We start from the raw sequence: 19,362 nt of genomic DNA, 5'->3' as shown, positions 1-19,362 counted from the left end.
AAGAAAACAACATCCAATGAAAATAAATTATTTCAGACAGGCTTGGTCATCCATAAAGCAAGAGCCGGTTGTCAGCGCCGTAAGCCTTGCAGGTACGGCTCTCGCCATCTTCCTGATCATGGTTGTGGTCATGATCGAGGAAGTCAAGACCGCCCCGTTCGCACCGGAAAGCAACCGCGACCGCTGGCTGGTACAGAAATATGCCTCCATCACAAACGAATCATGGGGCACTGACAACTCATCAAACGGAGGCATGGGATTCAATCTGGTCAAGCAAGTGTTTTACCGGATGGAGATCCCTGAGGCTGTGACAGCTTATACCGTTACCCCTTCCACCGGCCTGTTTTCCGTGCCCAGTCAGGCTCCGTTCTGTGCGGAAGAACTGTCAACGGACGCAGGATTCTGGAAAGTAATGGACTTTACTTTTATATCAGGCAAGCCTTACACACAGGAAGATTTCGAGGCCGGACTGCCGGTGGCTGTCCTGTCGGAATCAACAGCACGACGTCTGTTCCAGACAAGCGATGCGGCCGGACGCGAATTTCAGCTCAATTATGTCACTTTCCGTGTGGCCGGTGTGGTCAAAGACGTATCTAATCTTGCCACCGCCTCATATGCACAGGCCTGGATTCCGTTCACATCGACCAGCACGGCAGACTTCAGCTGGTGTGACTACATGGGCCCCCTCAGTGTGACAATCCTGCCACGCGATGAAGCTGACGTCCCGGCCATCCGGAAGGAATATGACAGACTTTTTGCCGAACTCGGCGACGAGGCAAAGATCAACGGGTGGAAATTCATACTCCGTGAGAGACCTTACACACAGGAAGTCACCGCCAACACCCCCTGGGCCAGCGTCAGCCCTGACATGTCGGGAGTCTACCGCCGGCGGATCATTACCTACCTTATACTGCTTCTTGTCCCGGCGGTCAATCTAAGCAGCATGACCCACAGCCGCCTGCGCCGCCGGGCGGAAGAGATCGGGGTACGCAGGGCATTCGGAGCACGTCGTTCCGTAATCATGACCGATATTTTTCTTGAGAATCTTATCATCACGCTTTTCGCCGGTATGCTCGGACTGCTTCTGAGTCTTGGTTTCGGACTGATTTTCGGAGGGACGGTCTTCGCTCCCGGCTTCGGAACGTCCATTGAATCGACCGGCATCAGCCTCAGAATCCTGTTCCACTGGTCGACTTTCGGATGGACAATGCTCTTCTGCTTCCTGCTCAATCTGCTCAGCGCAGGACTCCCGGCACTGAACGCCTCACGAATCAACATCGTCAACGCCCTGACAGGCAAACGCTAATTCTTCTCTCCTACATAACATCATGAAAAGAAAATTATTCAGACAGACTGCCAACGAATGGCAAAACAATGTGTGGCTCGCCATCGAACTGCTCATTGTCAGCGTAGTGATGTGGTTCGTCTCAGATTATATCTTCACCAACATATCAATCTACACCTCGCCGCGCGGATTTAACACAGACCACTGTTATCTTATAGGATACCGTGAGCTGAACGACAAAAGCCCTGACTATGCCGGCAAGCTGAGTAAGGCCGAGCGCAGCGCCAATCTGCTCCGCCTGCTTGAACTACTGGAAAAACGTCCGGAAATAGAATGCGTGGCAATGGGGCAGAATGCGTATTTCTATAACCATTCAAACAGCGGAAACCATATGGAGACCGACACATTCAACACCGGCAACTACTACTTCCTGCGCCGCCTCGTATCGCCTGACTTCACCAAGGTGTTCCGCATCCAGGGAGCCAACGGGGAGAGTCCCGAAGAACTTGCTGAAATTCTCAGAAACAATCCGCGCTCCTTCCTGATCTCAGACAATGCCTTTTCACACTACGGCATCAACCACATGAAAGACTTCATTGGGCACGAATTTACAAGCCATGCCACCAATGACACACTGGTCCTTGCCGCTGCCTTTATCCCGGCTCGTTATGATGACTACAACAGCGAAGATATGGCCCACTCGATGATATTTACCTGCAGCCCCGATGACTATATCTATCTGAATGAGCTGGTGGTCCGCGTCAGAGACAATATGGACCGCAACTTCATTGAGAACCTGATGAAAGACGCTCCTACAACGCTACGTTCAGGCAACTATTTCATCTCTTCGGTCCAGTCATTCGATGATATTCGTGAAATCCATCAGCGAGACTATGATGCCGATCTGCGCAACTATTTCATAGGCGCAGCCTTCCTCGCTCTCAACATCTTTCTCGGACTGTTAGGCACCTTCTGGTTCCGCACACAACAGCGTGTACCTGAAATAGCCATCCGCAAGGCCAACGGAGCCACACGCTCCGATATATTCCGCCGAGTCATCAGCGAAGGAGAACTGATATTGCTTCTTGTCACTCCCTTCGCCGCAGCCATTGACTGGGGACTCACCAAGATGGAGCTGAATACCTATTACCACGGCACATACTTCGAGCCGGTTCGCTTTATCAGCTGCCTGCTCATTGCCTGGGGACTTATGGCTCTGATGATTTTCCTCGGAACCGTCATCCCGGCCAACAGAGCAATGAACACCGCTCCCGCCAAAGCTCTTGGCGAAGAATAAAAACTATCGCCACAATCCACAAAATAAACACAACTCATTTCTGAACGCCTCCATTTCTATTTATATGAAGCAATTAAGATTATTGGTTTTCCTCTTCATGTTTGCCGGCCTCGCGCCGGCAGGCATGGCAGCGGAGGTGCGTCGCATCACTCTCGACGAAGCCATACTGACAGCGCGGTCACACAGCGTAGATGCCGCCGTAGCACTCAACGAATTGCGTACCGCCTACTGGACATACCGCACCTATCGTGCCGAACTTCTGCCGGAGATCAACTTCAGCGCCACAGCTCCCGGCTATCGGAAAAGCTACAGCAGCTATCAGCTCGACGACGGCTCGTTCACATTTGTCCGCAACAACTATATGGAAATGAACGGCGAGATCTCGGTTGACCAGAACATCTGGCTTACCGGAGGCACTCTGTCGCTAAACACTTCGATAGACTATCTCAAGCAGCTGACCGGCACACGTTACAACCGCTTCATGTCAATTCCGGTGGCACTCACACTCTCCCAGCCTATTTTCGGTGTCAACACCATCAAATGGGACCGACGCATCGAGCCGGTGCGCTATGCCGAAGCCAAAGCGGCTTTCATCAGCGCCACTGAAAACGTGGCCATGACGGCCATAAACTATTATTTCTCCCTGCTGCTGTCAAAAGAAAATATTTCCATTGCCCGGCAGAATCTGGCCAACGCACAAAAACTTTATGAAGTGGCAAAAGCCAAGCGCGAGATGGGCCAGATCAGCAAAAACGACCTGCTGCAGCTTGAGCTGAACCTGCTCAATGCCCGCTCGACACTAACCGACTGCGAAAGCGACTACAAGGCAAACATGTTCAAGCTCCGCGCCTTTCTTGACATCGAGGATGACGTGACGCTCGAACCAATTGTCCCCGACACAATTCCCCAGGCTCTTGTCTCCTATGACGATGTGCTCGAAAAGGCACATGCCAACAACAGTTTCGCACAGAACATCCGCCGCCGTCAGATCGAAGCCGACTATCAGGTGGCCAAGGCCAAAGGAGACCAACGCCAGATAATGCTCTACGCCCAGATAGGCTACACCGGCACGTCTGACCGCTTCGGCGAGGCATATGACCGGCTCAAGGACAACCAGGTGGTTGAAGTCGGATTCAAAATTCCTCTTCTCGACTGGGGCAAACGCCGCGGAAAGGTCAAAGTCAGCGAAAGCAACCGCGAGGTGGTGCAAAGCCGTCTGCGCAAAGAGCAGATGGAGTTCGACCAGAATATCTTCATCCTCGTGGAGCGTTTCAACAATCAGCGTCGCCAGCTCGAAATCTCTCTGAGAGCCGACACCATAGCCCGCCAGCGCTATGCCACCAATGTAGAGACATTCATGATCGGTAAAATTTCCACTCTTGACCTGAACGACTCGCAGGTGAGCAAAGACGAAAGCCGTCAGGCATACATCAACCAGCTCTATCTCTACTGGAACTACTATTATCAGCTCCGCAGCGTGGCCCTCTGGGATTTTTCGGCCAACCGTGGCATCGACGCTGACATAGAAGCTATTGTCCGTCGTTGAAAAAAATCGTAATTTTGCAATCATGATTCTTATAGTAGATGATGATCCCGCAGTACGCCTGTCTTTGAAACTGTTGCTGTCGCGCAACGGATTCGAGACCGTTCTGGCCGCTTCTCCCAAAGAGGCTATGGAAACCGTACGCACCGAAACTCCGGAGCTGGTGATGCTTGACATGAACTTCTCACGGGCTACAACCGGAGAGGAAGGCATAACCCTGCTCAGACAGATCAAGATTTTCCAACCTGACACACCGGTGATACTGATGACCGCATGGGGTAGCATACCGCTTGCCGTAGAGGGAATCCATGCCGGTGCCTTTGACTTCATCACAAAGCCGTGGGACAACTCGGCTCTGCTTCAGCGCATAAATGTGGCGCTGGAACTTAACAGCCCGAAAACAAACGTCCCCTTACCCGCCGGACGCTTTGACCGCTCGTTCATAATAGGCCGATCGCCGGCTCTGATGAACGTGCTTGACACAGTGGAACGAATTGCCGCGACTGATGCACCGGTGCTCATCATGGGAGAAAACGGCACAGGAAAGGAACTGATAGCCGAAGCCATCCACCGCAACAGCCGGCGCAAAGGCAAAAGCATGGTCAAGGTCAACCTCGGCGGCATTGCATCGTCACTTTTCGAAAGCGAGATGTTCGGCCATAAGAAGGGTGCATTCACCGGTGCTGTAGCAGACCGGGAGGGCCGTTTTGCGATGGCTGACGGCGGCACCATCTTCCTTGACGAGATCGGCGAACTTGACCTCAACTGTCAGGTGAAGCTCCTGCGGGTGCTTCAGGAACACACATATGAAATGCTCGGTGACAGCCGTCAGCGCCACACCGATGTCAGAGTAGTGTGCGCCACAAACGCCAATCTGCCGGCAATGGTAGGCAAAAAAACTTTCCGCGAAGACCTGTTCTATCGAATTAACCTTATCACCGTCACGCTTCCGCCATTGCGTGACCGCACTGAAGATATCCCTTTGCTGGTCGACCACATCATGCGTGAACACTGCGCGCAGACAGGCCGGCCGATTCCCGAAATCACTCCTGAGGCTATGGCGTTTCTCTGCTCTCTCCCCTATCCGGGCAACATCCGCGAACTGAAAAACTTCATAGAGCGCACATTGCTTGTCAGCCCCGGCGACCATCTTGACGAAAGGGAGTTCCGCAGTCAGTATGACGGAGCCATTCCGATGCCTGACAGTCCGACGCGTTCCAGCCTTGAGATGCAGGAACGGGAAAGCGTAGAACAGGCCATAGCCCACTCCGGCGGCAATCTGACACGTGCCGCGGCTCTTCTGGGCATCACACGGCAGTCACTCTACCGCCGTATGGAAAAGTACGGAATAAAAGGCAATTAACCCGCGCTACAAACCCATGAGAATAAGCTGGATACTGATCATAATCATCCTTTTGCTCGGAGCATCACTTGTCAGCTCCCTGCTGCTGCCTGTATCCGAAGCCGGGACAGAGCTGTATATCACCCAGTCAGCCTGTGTGCTCGCCATCATACTGCTGATTGTGTTCTACCGCAGTGTGATGAAACCGATCCGCAGCATCACAAACGGCATTGACCTGCTGCGCGAACAGGATTTCAGCAGCCGTCTCTCTCACGTCAATCAGCATGAAGCTGACAAGATAGTCGACATGTTCAACGGCATGATGGTGGCGCTCAAAGAGGAACGGCTCAGGCTGCGCGAGCAGAACCATTTTCTTGATCTGCTTGTAGACGTCTCCCCGATGGGAATTCTGATTCTGTCAGACGCCGACCGTATCAAGACAGCCAATAAAGCCGCTGCTGCATTTCTCGGCTTTGCCGACAGTTCGGCCCTGGAGGGTCTGACTGTAGATAGCCTCGATTCCCAGCTTGCGGCAGTGCTCTCCGGCCTCAGTCAGGGACAGACCGTCACCGAGCGGCTGAACGACTCGATGATCTATCGCTGTTCGCGTCTGTCATTCATGGATCAAGGCTATCCCCACCCCTTCCTTCTTATAGAGAAACTGACCGAAGAGGTGATGATCGCCGAAAAAAAGAGCTACGAAAAGGTGATCAGGGTCATAGCGCATGAAGTCAACAATTCGATGGCCGGAGTCAATTCCATGCTGTCGACCGCACGGCTTATGCTAAGTGACAGCAGCGATGATTATGCAGATCTGGGCGAAGTGGTCAGCGTATGCGAGGCCCGCTGCCAGTCTATGAGCAAATTTATAACCGCTTTTGCCGATGTGGTGAAAATCCCTGAAGCCAGCCTCAAGCCGACTGATCTGAACAGTCTGATAGAAAGCTGGCGGGTGATGCTCGAAAGCCTCTGCGGACGACATGGCATAAAAATTGAGTTCCGGCTTGAAGCACAGCCAATACCCGTGATGACCGACACGGTGCTAATGGAACAGGTAATAATCAATATCGTGAAAAACTCGGCAGAGAGTATCGGTTCGAGCGGACTGATAACCGTGGCCACATCCGCTTCGCCGGCCACTCTGACCGTCACTGACAACGGTCCTGGCATTGACCCTGAAGCGGCAAAAAAACTCTTCAGTCCCTTCTTCTCCACGAAGGTCAACGGCCACGGCATAGGCTTGCTTTTTGTCAGCGAAGTGCTCCACAAGCACTCATGCAAATTCTCACTCGCTACCGGTCAGGACGGACTGACACGTTTTTCAATCAGCTTTCCGGACCACAAATCTGCCGTTCCCGCTTTCAGGAAGTGAATTTTTAGCTGTCAAAGAAGCTTGCTGCAAAAATTTTTGTTATTTTTGTGGATGAATTCAGCCCGATGTCCTATCGGCTCCGTCGCGCTCACGTCACAAACAATTCATCCGACATGATCAGAACTCTTGACAATTACAATCTGACTGCACACAACACGTTCGCAATGAATGTGAAATGCAGTGAGTTTATGGAATATACCAAAGCTGATGACATTCCGTTCATCATATCGTCGATCAGAAAAGGCGTAGAGAAATTCCATATCGGAGCGGGCAGCAACCTGCTTTTCACCGGTGATTTTCCCGGCATAATACTCCACAGCGCCATAAAGGGAATTGAGATACTGTCTGAAACTGCAGAAGAAGTGATAGTCAGAGCGGGCGCAGGCGAAACTATGGATGAACTGATTCTATGGGCCTGCCGGCGCGGACTCTGGGGAATCGAGAATCTCTCAGGCATCCCTGGCGAAGTCGGAGCCTCGGCCGTGCAGAATGTCGGAGCCTATGGAGCCGAAGCAGCTGACAGCATTGTGGCTGTACATGCATATGACGAAGTAGAGGAAGAGTTTGTCACATTCACCACCGATGAGTGCCACTATGCCTACCGTGATTCCGTTTTCAAGCAGGCCGATTTCAAGAAGCGCTATATAATCCATGCCGTAGACTACAGACTCTCCCCCATTCCCGCCCCCGATCTTTCATATCCGGCTCTCAAAAGCCACTTTGAAGGATTCGATGAATCAACACTTTCGCCGTCAGACATCCGCAAGGCCATTATTGAGATCCGCAATTCAAAGCTGCCCGATCCGGTCAAAGTTCCAAGCGCGGGAAGTTTCTTCAAAAATCCGGTGATAAGCGAAGAGCTTTTCGCCGAAATCCGCGCCAAGGAAGCACCGGCAGAACCACCTCACTATAAAGTCAGCGACGGCTACAAGATTCCGGCCGCGTGGCTGATAGACCGTTGCGGATGGAAAGGCTACCGCGACGGCAACATAGGTGTGTGGCATCTGCAACCGCTGGTCATTGTAAATCCAGACCGGCAGGCAAGTCCTGAAGAAGTAATCAGTCTTGAAACACGGATCATCGACTCCGTGAAACAACGCTTCGGCATAAAGCTGACCCCTGAGGTTGAACATATTTAGAGGATCAGGCATTCTTATTTTAACATCACTTTTCAACTGTCTCACCAACTAAAACCTGCATAACAATTATGAGCACCTATATAATAGAGGGAGGCCACAGACTCAGCGGCTCCATAAAGCCACAGGGAGCCAAAAACGAAGCTCTGGAAGTAATCAGCGCCACACTGCTCACCTCGGAGCCTGTCACCATCCACAACGTGCCCAATATCCTCGATGTAATCAATCTCATCAATCTCCTGAAAGCCATGAGAGTGAAAGTAGACAGACTTAGCGAGGACACATATCGTTTTCAGGCTGACGATCTTGACGAGGATTATATTTCAAGCGCTGATTTCGTGGCACGCTGTGCCTCACTCCGCGGCTCAGTTCTCGTGGTAGGACCTCTGCTCGCCCGACTCGGCCAGGCATACTTCGCCAAACCGGGAGGCGACAAGATTGGCCGCCGCAGAGTCGACACACATATCACCGGCTTGTCGAAACTTGGAGCCATGATAGCATACAATGAGGACCGTCAGGCTTATTATCTGGTTTCTGTCGGAGGTCTCAAAGGCTGCTACATGCTTCTTGACGAAGCGTCTGTCACCGGTACCGCCAACATCGTAATGGCAGCCGCTCTTGCCAAGGGCACAACCACTATCTACAATGCGGCCTGCGAGCCTTACGTGCAGCAGCTTTGCAAAATGCTCGTCAAAATGGGCGTGAAGATAGATGGTATCGGATCGAATCTTCTAAGTATCACCGGCGTAGATAAGCTATCCGGAGCCGATCACACGATTCTGCCTGACATGATCGAAGTGGGCAGTTTCATCGGCATGGCTGCTATCACCCGCAGCGAACTCACCATCAAGGATGTCAGCTACGACAACCTCGGAATCATTCCCGACTCATTCCGCCGCCTCGGAATCAACCTTGAACGCCGCGGCGACGATATCTTTATCCCTTCACAGGAATCATACGAAATCGAGACCAATCTCGACGGCTCGATCCCGACAATAGCAGATGCTCCCTGGCCCGGACTCACCCCGGACCTCCTTTCAGTCATGCTCGTCACCGCTACACAATGCCGCGGCAGTGTTCTGATACATCAGAAGATGTTTGAAAGCCGCCTCTTCTTCGTTGACCGTCTGATTGACATGGGTGCGCAGATAATGCTCTGCGACCCACATAGAGCGGTGGTCATAGGACTTGACCACAAGGTTCCGCTGCGGGCCAACAAAATGCACTCGCCTGACATCCGCGCCGGCATCGCAATGCTCATCGCCGCCATGAGCGCCCGCGGAGTTTCAAGAATTGACAACATCGACCAGATTGACCGCGGTTACCAGGCAATCGACACGCGACTCAATTCAATCGGAGCCTGCATTCACCGCCGCGACTGATCACATCTGCTGTTTTCAGGCCAGAGACATCGTAACTCCCCCCCTCCAACCTCACTTACACAATGGAAAAACCGATATTTACATCCGCTGAAACCACCGAGCTGAAAGCCCTCGCCAGAACTCTTCTGCGCGAGGCGGCTGAAGTGGCGTCACCTAAAGATTTCGCTACGGTCAAGGATGCCGTGGCCAGAGCCTATTCGGGAGAGAAATCGCCGGTTGACCGCCACGGGATCAACCGGGTGCTCCACTCGATGCGCACCGCGATAGCCCTCTGCCAGATGGTGTCGCCTGACCGCAACATGATCATCGCCACGATGACCTACGGGCTCTGCATGGAAGATGCCTTCTCTCAGGATCAGATACGCAAACTATGGGGTGAGGATGTAGAGCATATGGTCGGAGGTCTGATAAAGGTTTCAACCCTCTACGGCAAACAGGGTGTGGTGAAAACCGACAACTTCCGAAGACTGCTGATGACATTCGCGGAAGACATTCGAGTTATCATCATAATGATTGTGGAACGCCTGATTCTCATGCGCACCATCAACCATCATCCTGATGAAAAATTTGTGGCCGACACCGCTTTCGAGGCCAATTATCTCTATGCTCCGCTCGCCCACCGTCTCGGCCTCTACAAGATCAAAAGCGATCTTGAAGACATGTCGCTGAAATATACAGCCCGCGAGACCTATAGCAAGATTGCGGCCGAGCTCAACGAGACCAAGGTGGCCCGCGACGCATACATAGCCGACTTCATAGCCCCGCTTAAAGCCAAACTCGACACCACAGGTCTGAAATATGAGATCAAAGGACGCACCAAGTCAATCTATTCCATCTGGAATAAGTTGCGCAAACAGCAGGTGGAACTTTCAGGCATATATGACCTCTTTGCCATCAGAATCATTCTTGACGTGCCTCTTGACCGGGAAAAGGCCGACTGCTGGAATGTTTACTCGATCGTCACCGACATGTACACTCCGAATCCGGCCAGAATGAAAGACTGGCTGTCAATTCCGAAGAGCAACGGCTATGAATCGCTCCATACAACGGTCAAAGGTCCTGACAACAAATGGGTGGAAGTTCAGATCCGCACCCGGCGCATGGACCTTGTGGCTGAAAAGGGCCTTGCCGCCCATTGGAAATACAAGGGTATAAAGAGCGAAGGCGATCTCGACTCATGGATGAACAATATCCGAGACATCCTTGAGACTGCCGACGGTCCTATGGAGCTGATGAAAAACTTCAAGATGGATCTCTATGACAAAGAAGTCTTCGTCTTTACTCCAAGGGGCGACCTCTACCGCCTGCCTCTCGGTGCGACAGTGCTTGACTTTGCGTTCAACATCCATTCCAAACTTGGCTGCACCTGCGTAGGAGGCAAAGTCAACGGGCGCAACCGCAAGCTGAACCACAAGCTCCATTCCGGCGACACCGTGGAGATAACCACTGCTCCCGGACAGATCCCCAAGCAGGACTGGCTCAGTTTTGTGGTGACATCCAAGGCCCGCAACAAGATCAAACAGACGCTCAACGAGCGCGCCAACCGTTCGGCCGAACTCGGCAAGGAACTTCTGCAGCGCCGGTGCAAAAACCGCAAGATAGAACTGGAAGAGGGCTATCTGATGCGCACCATCAAGAAGATGGGCTACCGAACTGTCACCGATTTCTACAAGGCGATTTCCGATGAAATCATCGATGTGAATGACGTGATCACACAGTATGAGCTCATCGAGAATGCCGACCGCAAAGCTGAAAGCGAACGCCGTAGCGCTGAAGAGTTCGAACTTCTTGACAACGGCGATCACCGCCAGGAATCGGCGTCAGACGACATTCTGATCATCGGTGACAACATCAAGGGGATCAACTACAAGCTCTCACGTTGCTGCAATCCGATTTTCGGCGACGATGTGTTCGGATTCGTCTCGGCCGAAGGGGTCATAAAGATCCACCGCAACGACTGTCCGAATGCCGAACATATACGCTACAAATATCCCTACCGCGTGATCCGCACCCGCTGGTCAGGCAAGGTCGGCAGCCATTTCGCCGCCACACTCAAGATTGTAGGCAACGATGACATCACCATCGTCACAAATATCACCTCTATAATAAACAAGGAGAAGGACGTCACTCTGCGCAACATCTCGATCGACTCCTCTGACGGCATTTTCTCAGGCTTCCTTGTCATAGGGATCAGTGACACGGACGCTCTTAACAATATAATCAAAAAAATCAAAACCATAAAAGGAATAAAAGATGTACAACGCAGTAACTGACCGCAGACTGTTAGGACGCACTATAAAACTCACTTCAATGTGCCTGCTGCTGTCAATCGCAGCATCATGTTCAGGATCAGGCGACACAGAAAAGGCCAACGCCCTCCTTGATGAGGCCCAATCTGCCTATGAAGCCCGTGACTATTCGAAAGTCATGGCGCTTATCGACACGCTTAAGAGCCGTTATCCGCGCGAAATCGATGTGCGTCGCGAAGCTCTACATCTGGCCACAAGAGCCACTGAAGGGCTGAGCGTGATGAAACTCCAGGAGGCCGACTCGCTCACCGCAGTTTTAGGCGCACTGGGTGATTCGCTACAGCGCCAGATGAAGTACATAAAAAATCCGATTGAAGGATATTATGTGGCATCAAGCGCTGATCCTGCCAGATTCATAGGCACCAACGGTCTGCAGGGCCGCGTGAGTCCTGAGGGCAATTTCTATCTTATATCCTCTCTGAAAGCCAAGAGTGTGAAAAGCACTTCCGTCACCGTGAGCGCCGGCGGCCGCGAAGCAAGCACATCTGTAGTCAGCCATGACGGCGAACGCAACGACCGCTCTATGGGAGCAGAGGTCATCACCTTCATGGGGGTAGAGTGCGATTCAGTGGGCAAATTCATCAGTGAGAATACCGATCGCGATATAAAACTCACGTTCAACGGCGCCTCCTCATATTCAATGACCCTCCCGTCCAAAGAAGCTCGCGAGATAGCGTTGGCTTATGACTATGCAGCCACTATACGCCGCTTCAAAGTGGCATCGCTTGAAAAAGAGCGCCTGAGCCGGACAGTTGACATTGCCCGCAGTCAGGCGTCACGCACATTTGTGGAGAAAGACAGCACAAAATAATTGGCTCCACAACCTTATGTCTGTAGATCCTTTTGCCCGGCAACAGACAGACTCTTAATCATACTGCACAAACACACATTATTGAAAACAAGATGATATTCACAAAGAAAAAGAAAGACATATCCGCTGACAGCAATAAGCCGCAATCGCTTTTCGAGCGTCTGAAAAACAAGGCTCTGGACATTTGGGAGTATTGTTCGAAAGGCGTATGGGAAGACAAGCGCGACACGCTTAAAATCCGGATTGTCAAGACTCTGAATCTGACAATCAGGACGTTCATGAGTGCCGATCTGCAGTCAAAAGCCTGTGCGATGACATATCGCACTTTGCTTGCGATTGTGCCGGCGCTCGCACTGCTTTTTGCCATCGGACGCGGTTTCGGATTTCAAAATTTGTTGCAAAATCAGGTTTATCAGTACCTTCCGTCACAACGCAAGGCTCTCGAAATGGCCTTCTCTTTCGTTGACTCCTGTCTCGCACAGGCTTCGGAAGGCATCTTTGTCGGTGTCGGCATCATCTTCCTGCTATGGACCTTGATTTCACTGCTTGACAGTGTTGAAGAATCATTCAATAATATCTGGGGGATTACTGCAGACCGCCCGCTTGCCCGCAAAGTGACTGACTATCTTGCTATTTTCATCATACTGCCGGTATTGATGATCTGCTCAAGCGGCCTACAGATTTTCATGTCGACCACCATCCAGAAACTCCTGCCGTTTGCAGACATCACGCCATTCCTCGGCGATCTTCTCGACCTTGCGTCGGTGGCTTTGTCATGGCTGTTTTTTGCCGGTGCCTACATGTTGATCCCCAACACAAAAGTCCGTTTTCAAAACGCTCTTATTGCAGGAGTCCTCGCCGGAACAGCATTCCAGATCCTGCAATGGCTTTTCGTTACCGGGCAAGTCTATGTGGCCAAGTACAATGCTATTTACGGCAGTTTTTCTTTCCTTCCGCTCATGCTGATATGGATGCAGCTGTCATGGCTGATCACCTTGGCCGGAGCGCTCGTCTGCTGCTCATCACAGAACATCAATATGTTTTCTTTCGAAAAACAGACCGATTCCATATCTTCCGGTTATCACCGCAAGGTGTCAATCGCCATGCTTTCTGTGATTCTAAAACGCTTCTGCAAACAGGAAAAGCCTTACAATATTTCGGAGCTATCGGCTCAATTCCTTATTCCTCCGAAACTCACTGGTCTGGTTGTCAACAAACTTATTGAGTGTAACCTGATTGTAAAACTCGCGGTAGCTGACGGGAGTCCGGATGAAACCGATCCGCCCCTCATACCAGCCACTAGCCCGGAGCATTACACTCTCGGCCATGTGCTTGAGGTCCTTGACAATCATGGAGAATCGGACTTCATTCCTGAATTCGATCAAAACTTCAGATTGCTGACCGGCATTCTTGATAAACTCTCCGCTCAGATCGAAAATGAAGCCGGTGACATTCGTCTGGCCGACATACAGGTCAACAATATAAAATAGGAAATATCAACATCTCCCTCATATCAAATTTCATTAACCACAAAATTTAACTACCAATCATGAAAGAAGTCATTGCAACAACTGCGGCTCCCGGAGCTATCGGTCCCTACAGCCAGGCTATCAAGGCTGGCAACCTGCTCTTCTGCTCAGGCCAGATTCCTGTTGATCCCGCCACCGGCACAGTGCCCGAAGGCATCAAGGCTCAGACCGCCCAGTCGCTCGCAAATGTCAAGGCCATCCTTGCTGCCGCCGGTGCAAGCATCGACAATGTCGTAAAGACAACCGTATTCCTTGCCGACATGAGCCTTTTCGGAGAAATGAACGAGGTTTACGCCCAGAATTTCAACGAGCCTTTCCCTGCCCGCTCGGCTGTAGCCGTGCGCGAACTTCCCAAGCAGGTTCTCGTTGAAATCGAAGTCATCGCGGCTCTCTGATCTCCGCTTTTAAAGAGGCTGCTCCTGTCGGTCACCATGAAGTCCTGACAGGGCAAAAAACAATACGGACAAATCCATAAATTCACATTCTGTGAATCCGGGATCTGTCCGTATTCTATTTAATCTATATCTGTGTTATTATCCAGAATTTATTCGGTGCCTGAAAGGTCGACGGCATAGATGCCGCGCTTTCCGGTGGGATAGACACCACGCAGGATCATGACCTTCTCATCGCCGTTGCCTTTCATAATTGCCTTATACATTTTCTCGGCATCTTCAGGAGTGCTTATGCGAGAATTGTTGATCGAGGTGATGATGAAGCCCTCCTTGACACCGGCGTCATGGAAGCGGCCTTTTGAGAGGCCGGTCACCTGCACACCGTTGCTGAGACCAAGCTGACGAAGTGTGGACTCATCAACTTTCTTGAAGGCACATCCGAGGTCCATGATGTCAGCCGCCTTGGTCACCTGAGTTGTGCCCTGCAGGTTGCGGAGCTGTACGTTGACCGAGTTGGTCTTGTTGTCTCTGACATAAGTGACCTTGATCTTGTCGCCGGGACGGTATTTGGCTACCTGTTCCTGAAGCTGGGCCACGTTGTCGGTAGGTATATCGTTGATGCTTATGATAACGTCATTTTTCTGCAGACCGGCTTCTTTGGCAGAACTGCGGTCACTGATCTCTCCGACATAGACACCCTTGGTCACAGCGGTGATGCCATGCTCTTTTGCAATCTCATTGGTGAGTTCTGAGATCGAGACTCCGAGAACCGCACGCTGCACAGTGCCGAACTGCTTCAGGTCACTGACAATTTTTTTGACAATCGAGGTCGGGATGGCAAACGAATAGCCGGCATAGCTTCCGGTCTGGCTATAGATCGCTGTGTTGATGCCTATGAGCTCTCCGGCAAGATTGACAAGCGCACCACCTGAATTTCCGGAGTTGACAGCCGCATCTGTCTGGATATACGATTCGATGTTCATCCGTCCGTGGCCTCCGCTACCGATGCTGCGCCCTTTGGCTGACACAATGCCTGCTGTGACAGTTGATGTGAAGCCGAATGGATTACCTACGGCAAGCACCCACTCTCCTACTTTGAGAGCCTCGCTGTCGCCCATCGGGATCACAGGCAGGTCTTTGGTGTCGATCTTGATCAGAGCGAGGTCTGTAGTCGGGTCGGAACCCACAACAGTGGCATCGAATGTGCGGTTGTCATTAAGAGTAACCTCCAGGCGCTCGGCCTCGTCAATCACATGATTATTAGTGACTATATAACCGTCAGAACTGATGATCACACCAGATCCAAGTCCGAGGGGCTGCTGTTTAGGCTGCTCCTGCTGAGGTTGGCTGCGACGGCCCCCGCCCGGAGAGCCGAAGAAATATTCGAAAAACGGATCATCGAAAAATCCGCCTCCCTGCTGCTGACGTGAATAGCCGCGCGGAGTGGCATAGCTCTTTATAGAGACAACACCGTTGATGGTGCTTTCGGCAGCCTTGGTGAAGTCTGATGTGTTGGCCGGAAGCTGAGAAACTCTTGTTACCTGCCCCTGAGCCTGGGCAGAGCCTGCAAAAAGTTCATTGAAACTCTGCGCTTCCTCCGCGGGGAAAAGCACCTGTTTCATCGCATAGGCTGTGATGGCCGAACTGACTACCGCTGTCGCGGCAGCGAGCATAATGATTTTGCTGCTTGATTTCATTTGCTTTACTATAATTTTTGTGCTTACTCTGTTTTTTTGTACGATGTGAATTCTGATGAATGTCATTTCTGACTATTAGACGGCAAAAAGTGTGCGTTGTTACATCGCTTGAGGCCAATTACTGACAGGTTTAAAATAATTTAAGCAGAAAATTTACGTTTTTAAGATATATTTACCACTCCGCCCGATATTTGTAACTGTCATTTGGCGGCTTACTGTCACAAAAAATGACTAAATTTGCGTCATGATGTCACGTTTATCCATTTCAATCCTCGTCTCCGCTTCAATAGCCTGCTCGATGCTGTTTGTATCGTGCGGAACATCGCGTTCGTCAAATGCTACGGTATACAAGACCACACCTGCCGGCACCAGGGGCTCTCGTCCTGACAAAAAGACATTCGACATACCTGCGTCACTGGCACCTCAGTCACATGCGTTGCTGACAGAAGCCAAACGTTGGATCGGGACACCATATAGATATGGTGGAGAAGATCGCAACGGAGTGGACTGCTCCGGGCTGGTGCTCAACGTTTACCGCAGCGCTCTTCAGCTCAAACTGCCACGCAACTCCGCAGCTCAGGCCGACTTCTGTAAACCGCTGTCGAAAGCCATGCTTATGCCCGGAGACCTCATTTTTTTTGACACCGCAGGAGGCGGAGGGAAAAAAATATCTCACGTGGGGATATATGTGGGTGACGGTATGATGATCCATTCATCGTCATCAAAAGGCGTAATAGTCAGCGATATCAATGCCGACTATTTCAAGCGGACCTTTGCCGGAGCCGGGTATGTGGAGAAATACCGAGACATGATAGCCTCAAACACTCCGAAGCCAAGCCCGGCTCAGCAGCCATCAAAAAACTCCGGTGCGGTAACTGTCGAGAAACGCAACGAGGCAGCGGCAGAAGAACCCTTCACTCTGTCACCCGTGACTTCGCTGCCTACGCGCAAGGTCACCCCTGCCGCTACCGGCACTCCCAAAACAGCCGAACCGACTCCGGAAGAAGCCCGAAAGAAAGTGCTTAATACCCTGATAGAGCAAAAACTCGACTCTATTTTCAACCGATAAGCCACCTCCTCCGCCACACCTATATATTATATGAACAGAACAATCGCCCCTCAGGTCCACAATTTCGGACCACTGCATCTGACGTCCCCCCGTGTAATCCGCCTGCATAACGGCATACATATATATATAGAAACCGGAAGCGAGGCCGATGTCAACCGTCTCACCATCGCACTGCCCGGAGGAGGAGCCGAAGAGCCTGTGGCAGGCCTGGCATCCTGCACTGCGTCACTTCTCGCCGAAGGGACCAATCATTACAGCGGAGCAGACATCGCAGCCCGGCTGGAATATGCCGGCGCGTGGACCGGAACTTCTGTTTCGACTCACCACACCTCGATCACCCTCTCCAGCCTCAACGACAAATTTGCAGAACTGCTTCCTCTGTTGATCGACATAGTATTCCATCCCATATTCCCGGCAGAGGCTACCAACGGCATTCTGCGCAGAAGGGCCGCAAGGATCGACATCGAACGCCGCAAGGTGTCATTTCTCGCAGACGAAGCCATACGGCCACTGGCCTATGGCGCAAGTTCCCCCCTCGCCCGCTCTGAATCTGCAGAACAGATCCTCAGTCTGACCCCTGACCAGCTCCGCGAATTCCACTACTCACGCCTGTCGTCCAATGACATCCATGTATTCCTTTCAGGTAATATCACACCACGGATAGAGGCACTCGTTACCGATACATTCTCGCGCATCGCCTCAGGCACAAGCTTTGGCATGTCATCACTCAGTTTCGCCCCGCCAGCAGAAAGTCCACGCGAAGTACTCGTCGAACTTCCAGGATCCCAACAGAGCGCCGTGAATATGATGATCCCGGCTCCAGGAAGGCTTGACAGCAGTTTCGTGCCACTGCGATGCGCCGTCACAGCCCTTGGCGGATATTTTGGAAGCCGCCTGATGCTCAACATACGCGAAGCCCGCGGTCTGACATATGGCATCTCCGCCTCACTTTTCGGCTATCCTGAGCGCAGTTTCATAAGCGTGGCAACCCAGACCGCCTGCGATTCCGTAAAAGACGTGCGCAGACTCATTCTCGAAGAAATCGAGCGGATGAAAGACCCGGCATCCTATACCGAAGACGAACTCATGCGTCTGTCCCGTTTTCTACTCTCAGGGCTTGCCGCAACTCTTGACACACCATTCAGCCGGATGGATTTTTTCAAGACAAAACTTTATGCCTCGACACCCGATGACTACTTCGAAATCCAGGAAAACTTCGCCAGAAGGCTCGATCCGGCAAATACTTCATCAAAAGAAGCCGCAGAACTGCTTGCCTCAACCACAGCCGATAACTTCAATGTTTCCAAGAGAATAACCGCAGTAGCCGGTCTATAAAGAAATTTTCGCAACAACTATTTTGCAAAAACGTGCAAAAAAGTTTTCGAAAAATTTGCACAGTTCAACAAAACTCCTTAACTTTGCACCCGTAATCAAGAGAGCTGCTCAACAGAGCATTAAGAGAAATGATCTAAAGTTCTTAAGTGTTACAAATTTGGAGAGATGGCAGAGTGGTCGATTGCGGCGGTCTTGAAAACCGTTGAGGGTCACACCTCCGGGGGTTCGAATCCCTCTCTCTCCGCAATAAACGCTGAAAATCAGCAAATTGCAAAGCAAACACCCAATTTTACACCCAAGAATGTAAAATTGGGTGTTTTTGTATTCTTTAAGATTGATAGTATGGGAAGGTAAGTGGAAAACCTCCCTTTTAACGTGCAAACCACTTGTTTTTTCTTGGATATAACGGGGAATTTACGGATTAATCTCAACTATTAAAAACTGTCATTCAACAAGTTCAAATTCACATTTTCCCGATTCACATCCATTGAATATAACAGCAATCTGATGAATGCCGGGATAAAAAGTTCTTGTCGTTATGGGGCGAAACGAATGTTTCCTATTGACTTCCGTAATGGAGTTTCCTTTGTATTCCTTCTCACTGATTTTATAGACTTTCCTCGTCATCTCTCCATTCATTTTCCGATAATAGATTCCGTATTCCAATCTTATTGTCCGTTTTTCCGTATTATAATTGTTTAGATTAAAACAAAATTCAACAGAATCACCCATTTTTAGAGCTTGTTTAAAAACAAATGTGAATAATAAATAAGCATCAGTCAATATTTCAGGCATTTATGCTTTGGTGATTGTTTAAATAAATGAATAACCAGAAACAAAACCAAAGAATTATGTATCTGACA

Annotated in this window: 14 protein-coding genes and 1 tRNA gene; 14 read left to right on the top strand and 1 reads right to left on the bottom strand. The window is 51.0% G+C overall.

The window, feature by feature from the left end:
• The first annotated feature begins 16 nt into the window (after nucleotides 1–16).
• The 11 genes from C5O23_RS05130 (at nucleotide 17) to C5O23_RS05080 (ending at nucleotide 14,401) form a co-directional block, all read left to right on the top strand.
• Entirely contained in the window at nucleotides 17–1,306 is a 1,290-nt protein-coding gene (locus C5O23_RS05130; RefSeq protein ID WP_107031879.1) for an ABC transporter permease, read from the top strand.
• 22 nt (nucleotides 1,307–1,328) lie between these two features.
• Entirely contained in the window at nucleotides 1,329–2,582 is a 1,254-nt protein-coding gene (locus tag C5O23_RS05125; RefSeq protein ID WP_107031878.1) for an ABC transporter permease, read from the top strand.
• A gap of 97 nt (nucleotides 2,583–2,679) precedes the next feature.
• Nucleotides 2,680–4,128: a TolC family protein gene (locus C5O23_RS05120; RefSeq protein ID WP_240597691.1), complete on the top strand. Its 1,449-nt coding sequence runs from the start codon at nucleotides 2,680–2,682 to the stop codon at nucleotides 4,126–4,128.
• A gap of 22 nt (nucleotides 4,129–4,150) precedes the next feature.
• The gene (locus C5O23_RS05115; RefSeq protein ID WP_107031876.1) at nucleotides 4,151–5,488 is read left to right on the top strand and encodes a sigma-54-dependent transcriptional regulator; all 1,338 of its coding nucleotides are present in this window, start codon (nucleotides 4,151–4,153) and stop codon (nucleotides 5,486–5,488) included.
• A gap of 16 nt (nucleotides 5,489–5,504) precedes the next feature.
• On the top strand, nucleotides 5,505–6,839 hold the full coding sequence (locus C5O23_RS05110) for a sensor histidine kinase (protein ID WP_107031875.1): 1,335 nt from the start codon (nucleotides 5,505–5,507) through the stop codon (nucleotides 6,837–6,839).
• Between the two features lie 113 nt (nucleotides 6,840–6,952).
• On the top strand, nucleotides 6,953–7,978 hold the full coding sequence (gene murB / locus C5O23_RS05105; protein ID WP_161553553.1) for a UDP-N-acetylmuramate dehydrogenase: 1,026 nt from the start codon (nucleotides 6,953–6,955) through the stop codon (nucleotides 7,976–7,978).
• Between the two features lie 68 nt (nucleotides 7,979–8,046).
• Nucleotides 8,047–9,357 (top strand): UDP-N-acetylglucosamine 1-carboxyvinyltransferase, encoded by a 1,311-nt coding sequence (murA, locus tag C5O23_RS05100; RefSeq protein ID WP_107031873.1) that lies wholly within the window; start codon nucleotides 8,047–8,049, stop codon nucleotides 9,355–9,357.
• A gap of 62 nt (nucleotides 9,358–9,419) precedes the next feature.
• Nucleotides 9,420–11,630: a RelA/SpoT family protein gene (locus C5O23_RS05095; RefSeq protein ID WP_107031872.1), complete on the top strand. Its 2,211-nt coding sequence runs from the start codon at nucleotides 9,420–9,422 to the stop codon at nucleotides 11,628–11,630.
• Nucleotides 11,611–12,477 carry an outer membrane protein assembly factor BamD gene (locus C5O23_RS05090; RefSeq protein WP_107031871.1) on the top strand — a complete coding sequence of 289 codons (867 nt, stop codon included), beginning with the start codon at nucleotides 11,611–11,613 and terminating at the stop codon, nucleotides 12,475–12,477. The genes C5O23_RS05095 and C5O23_RS05090 overlap by 20 nt, the downstream gene beginning before the upstream one ends.
• Before the next feature lie 92 nt (nucleotides 12,478–12,569).
• Nucleotides 12,570–13,967 carry a YihY/virulence factor BrkB family protein gene (locus C5O23_RS05085; protein WP_107031870.1) on the top strand — a complete coding sequence of 466 codons (1,398 nt, stop codon included), beginning with the start codon at nucleotides 12,570–12,572 and terminating at the stop codon, nucleotides 13,965–13,967.
• 59 nt (nucleotides 13,968–14,026) lie between these two features.
• Nucleotides 14,027–14,401 carry a RidA family protein gene (locus tag C5O23_RS05080; RefSeq protein WP_107031869.1) on the top strand — a complete coding sequence of 125 codons (375 nt, stop codon included), beginning with the start codon at nucleotides 14,027–14,029 and terminating at the stop codon, nucleotides 14,399–14,401.
• 149 nt (nucleotides 14,402–14,550) lie between these two features.
• Here the strand turns inward: C5O23_RS05080 and C5O23_RS05075 are convergent, their stop codons facing one another.
• Nucleotides 14,551–16,095, bottom strand: coding sequence for a Do family serine endopeptidase (locus C5O23_RS05075; protein WP_107031868.1), 1,545 nt, complete (start codon nucleotides 16,093–16,095; stop codon nucleotides 14,551–14,553).
• Between the two features lie 244 nt (nucleotides 16,096–16,339).
• Here C5O23_RS05075 and C5O23_RS05070 point away from each other — a divergent pair, with 244 nt between their 5' ends.
• The 3 genes from C5O23_RS05070 to C5O23_RS05060 all read left to right on the top strand — a co-directional run bounded on the left by C5O23_RS05070 (nucleotide 16,340) and on the right by C5O23_RS05060 (nucleotide 18,743).
• Nucleotides 16,340–17,164 carry a C40 family peptidase gene (locus C5O23_RS05070; protein ID WP_107031867.1) on the top strand — a complete coding sequence of 275 codons (825 nt, stop codon included), beginning with the start codon at nucleotides 16,340–16,342 and terminating at the stop codon, nucleotides 17,162–17,164.
• 30 nt (nucleotides 17,165–17,194) lie between these two features.
• Nucleotides 17,195–18,499 carry a M16 family metallopeptidase gene (locus C5O23_RS05065; RefSeq protein ID WP_107031866.1) on the top strand — a complete coding sequence of 435 codons (1,305 nt, stop codon included), beginning with the start codon at nucleotides 17,195–17,197 and terminating at the stop codon, nucleotides 18,497–18,499.
• Nucleotides 18,500–18,658: 159 nt separating this feature from the next.
• A tRNA-Ser gene (locus C5O23_RS05060) sits at nucleotides 18,659–18,743 on the top strand.
• Nucleotides 18,744–19,362: the final 619 nt, after the last annotated feature.

The organism is Duncaniella muris (assembly GCF_003024805.1).
GTDB classification, from domain to species: Bacteria; Bacteroidota; Bacteroidia; order Bacteroidales; family Muribaculaceae; genus Duncaniella; species Duncaniella muris.
The sequence above is the reverse complement of the archived record's forward strand: the minus strand, read 5'-3'. Positions and strand labels throughout refer to the sequence as shown.

Excerpts from the sequence above, each read along its gene's own strand:
- C5O23_RS05130 (WP_107031879.1), top strand. The coding sequence starts at position 17 with ATGAAAATAAATTATTTCAGACAGGCTTGGTCATCCATAAAGCAAGAG.
- C5O23_RS05125 (WP_107031878.1), top strand. The coding sequence starts at position 1,329 with ATGAAAAGAAAATTATTCAGACAGACTGCCAACGAATGGCAAAACAAT.
- C5O23_RS05120 (WP_240597691.1), top strand. The coding sequence starts at position 2,680 with ATGTTTGCCGGCCTCGCGCCGGCAGGCATGGCAGCGGAGGTGCGTCGC.
- C5O23_RS05115 (WP_107031876.1), top strand. The coding sequence starts at position 4,151 with ATGATTCTTATAGTAGATGATGATCCCGCAGTACGCCTGTCTTTGAAA.
- C5O23_RS05110 (WP_107031875.1), top strand. The coding sequence starts at position 5,505 with ATGAGAATAAGCTGGATACTGATCATAATCATCCTTTTGCTCGGAGCA.
- murB (WP_161553553.1), top strand. The coding sequence starts at position 6,953 with ATGATCAGAACTCTTGACAATTACAATCTGACTGCACACAACACGTTC.
- murA (WP_107031873.1), top strand. The coding sequence starts at position 8,047 with ATGAGCACCTATATAATAGAGGGAGGCCACAGACTCAGCGGCTCCATA.
- C5O23_RS05095 (WP_107031872.1), top strand. The coding sequence starts at position 9,420 with ATGGAAAAACCGATATTTACATCCGCTGAAACCACCGAGCTGAAAGCC.
- C5O23_RS05090 (WP_107031871.1), top strand. The coding sequence starts at position 11,611 with ATGTACAACGCAGTAACTGACCGCAGACTGTTAGGACGCACTATAAAA.
- C5O23_RS05085 (WP_107031870.1), top strand. The coding sequence starts at position 12,570 with ATGATATTCACAAAGAAAAAGAAAGACATATCCGCTGACAGCAATAAG.
- C5O23_RS05080 (WP_107031869.1), top strand. The coding sequence starts at position 14,027 with ATGAAAGAAGTCATTGCAACAACTGCGGCTCCCGGAGCTATCGGTCCC.
- C5O23_RS05075 (WP_107031868.1), bottom strand. The coding sequence starts at position 16,095 with ATGAAATCAAGCAGCAAAATCATTATGCTCGCTGCCGCGACAGCGGTA.
- C5O23_RS05070 (WP_107031867.1), top strand. The coding sequence starts at position 16,340 with ATGATGTCACGTTTATCCATTTCAATCCTCGTCTCCGCTTCAATAGCC.
- C5O23_RS05065 (WP_107031866.1), top strand. The coding sequence starts at position 17,195 with ATGAACAGAACAATCGCCCCTCAGGTCCACAATTTCGGACCACTGCAT.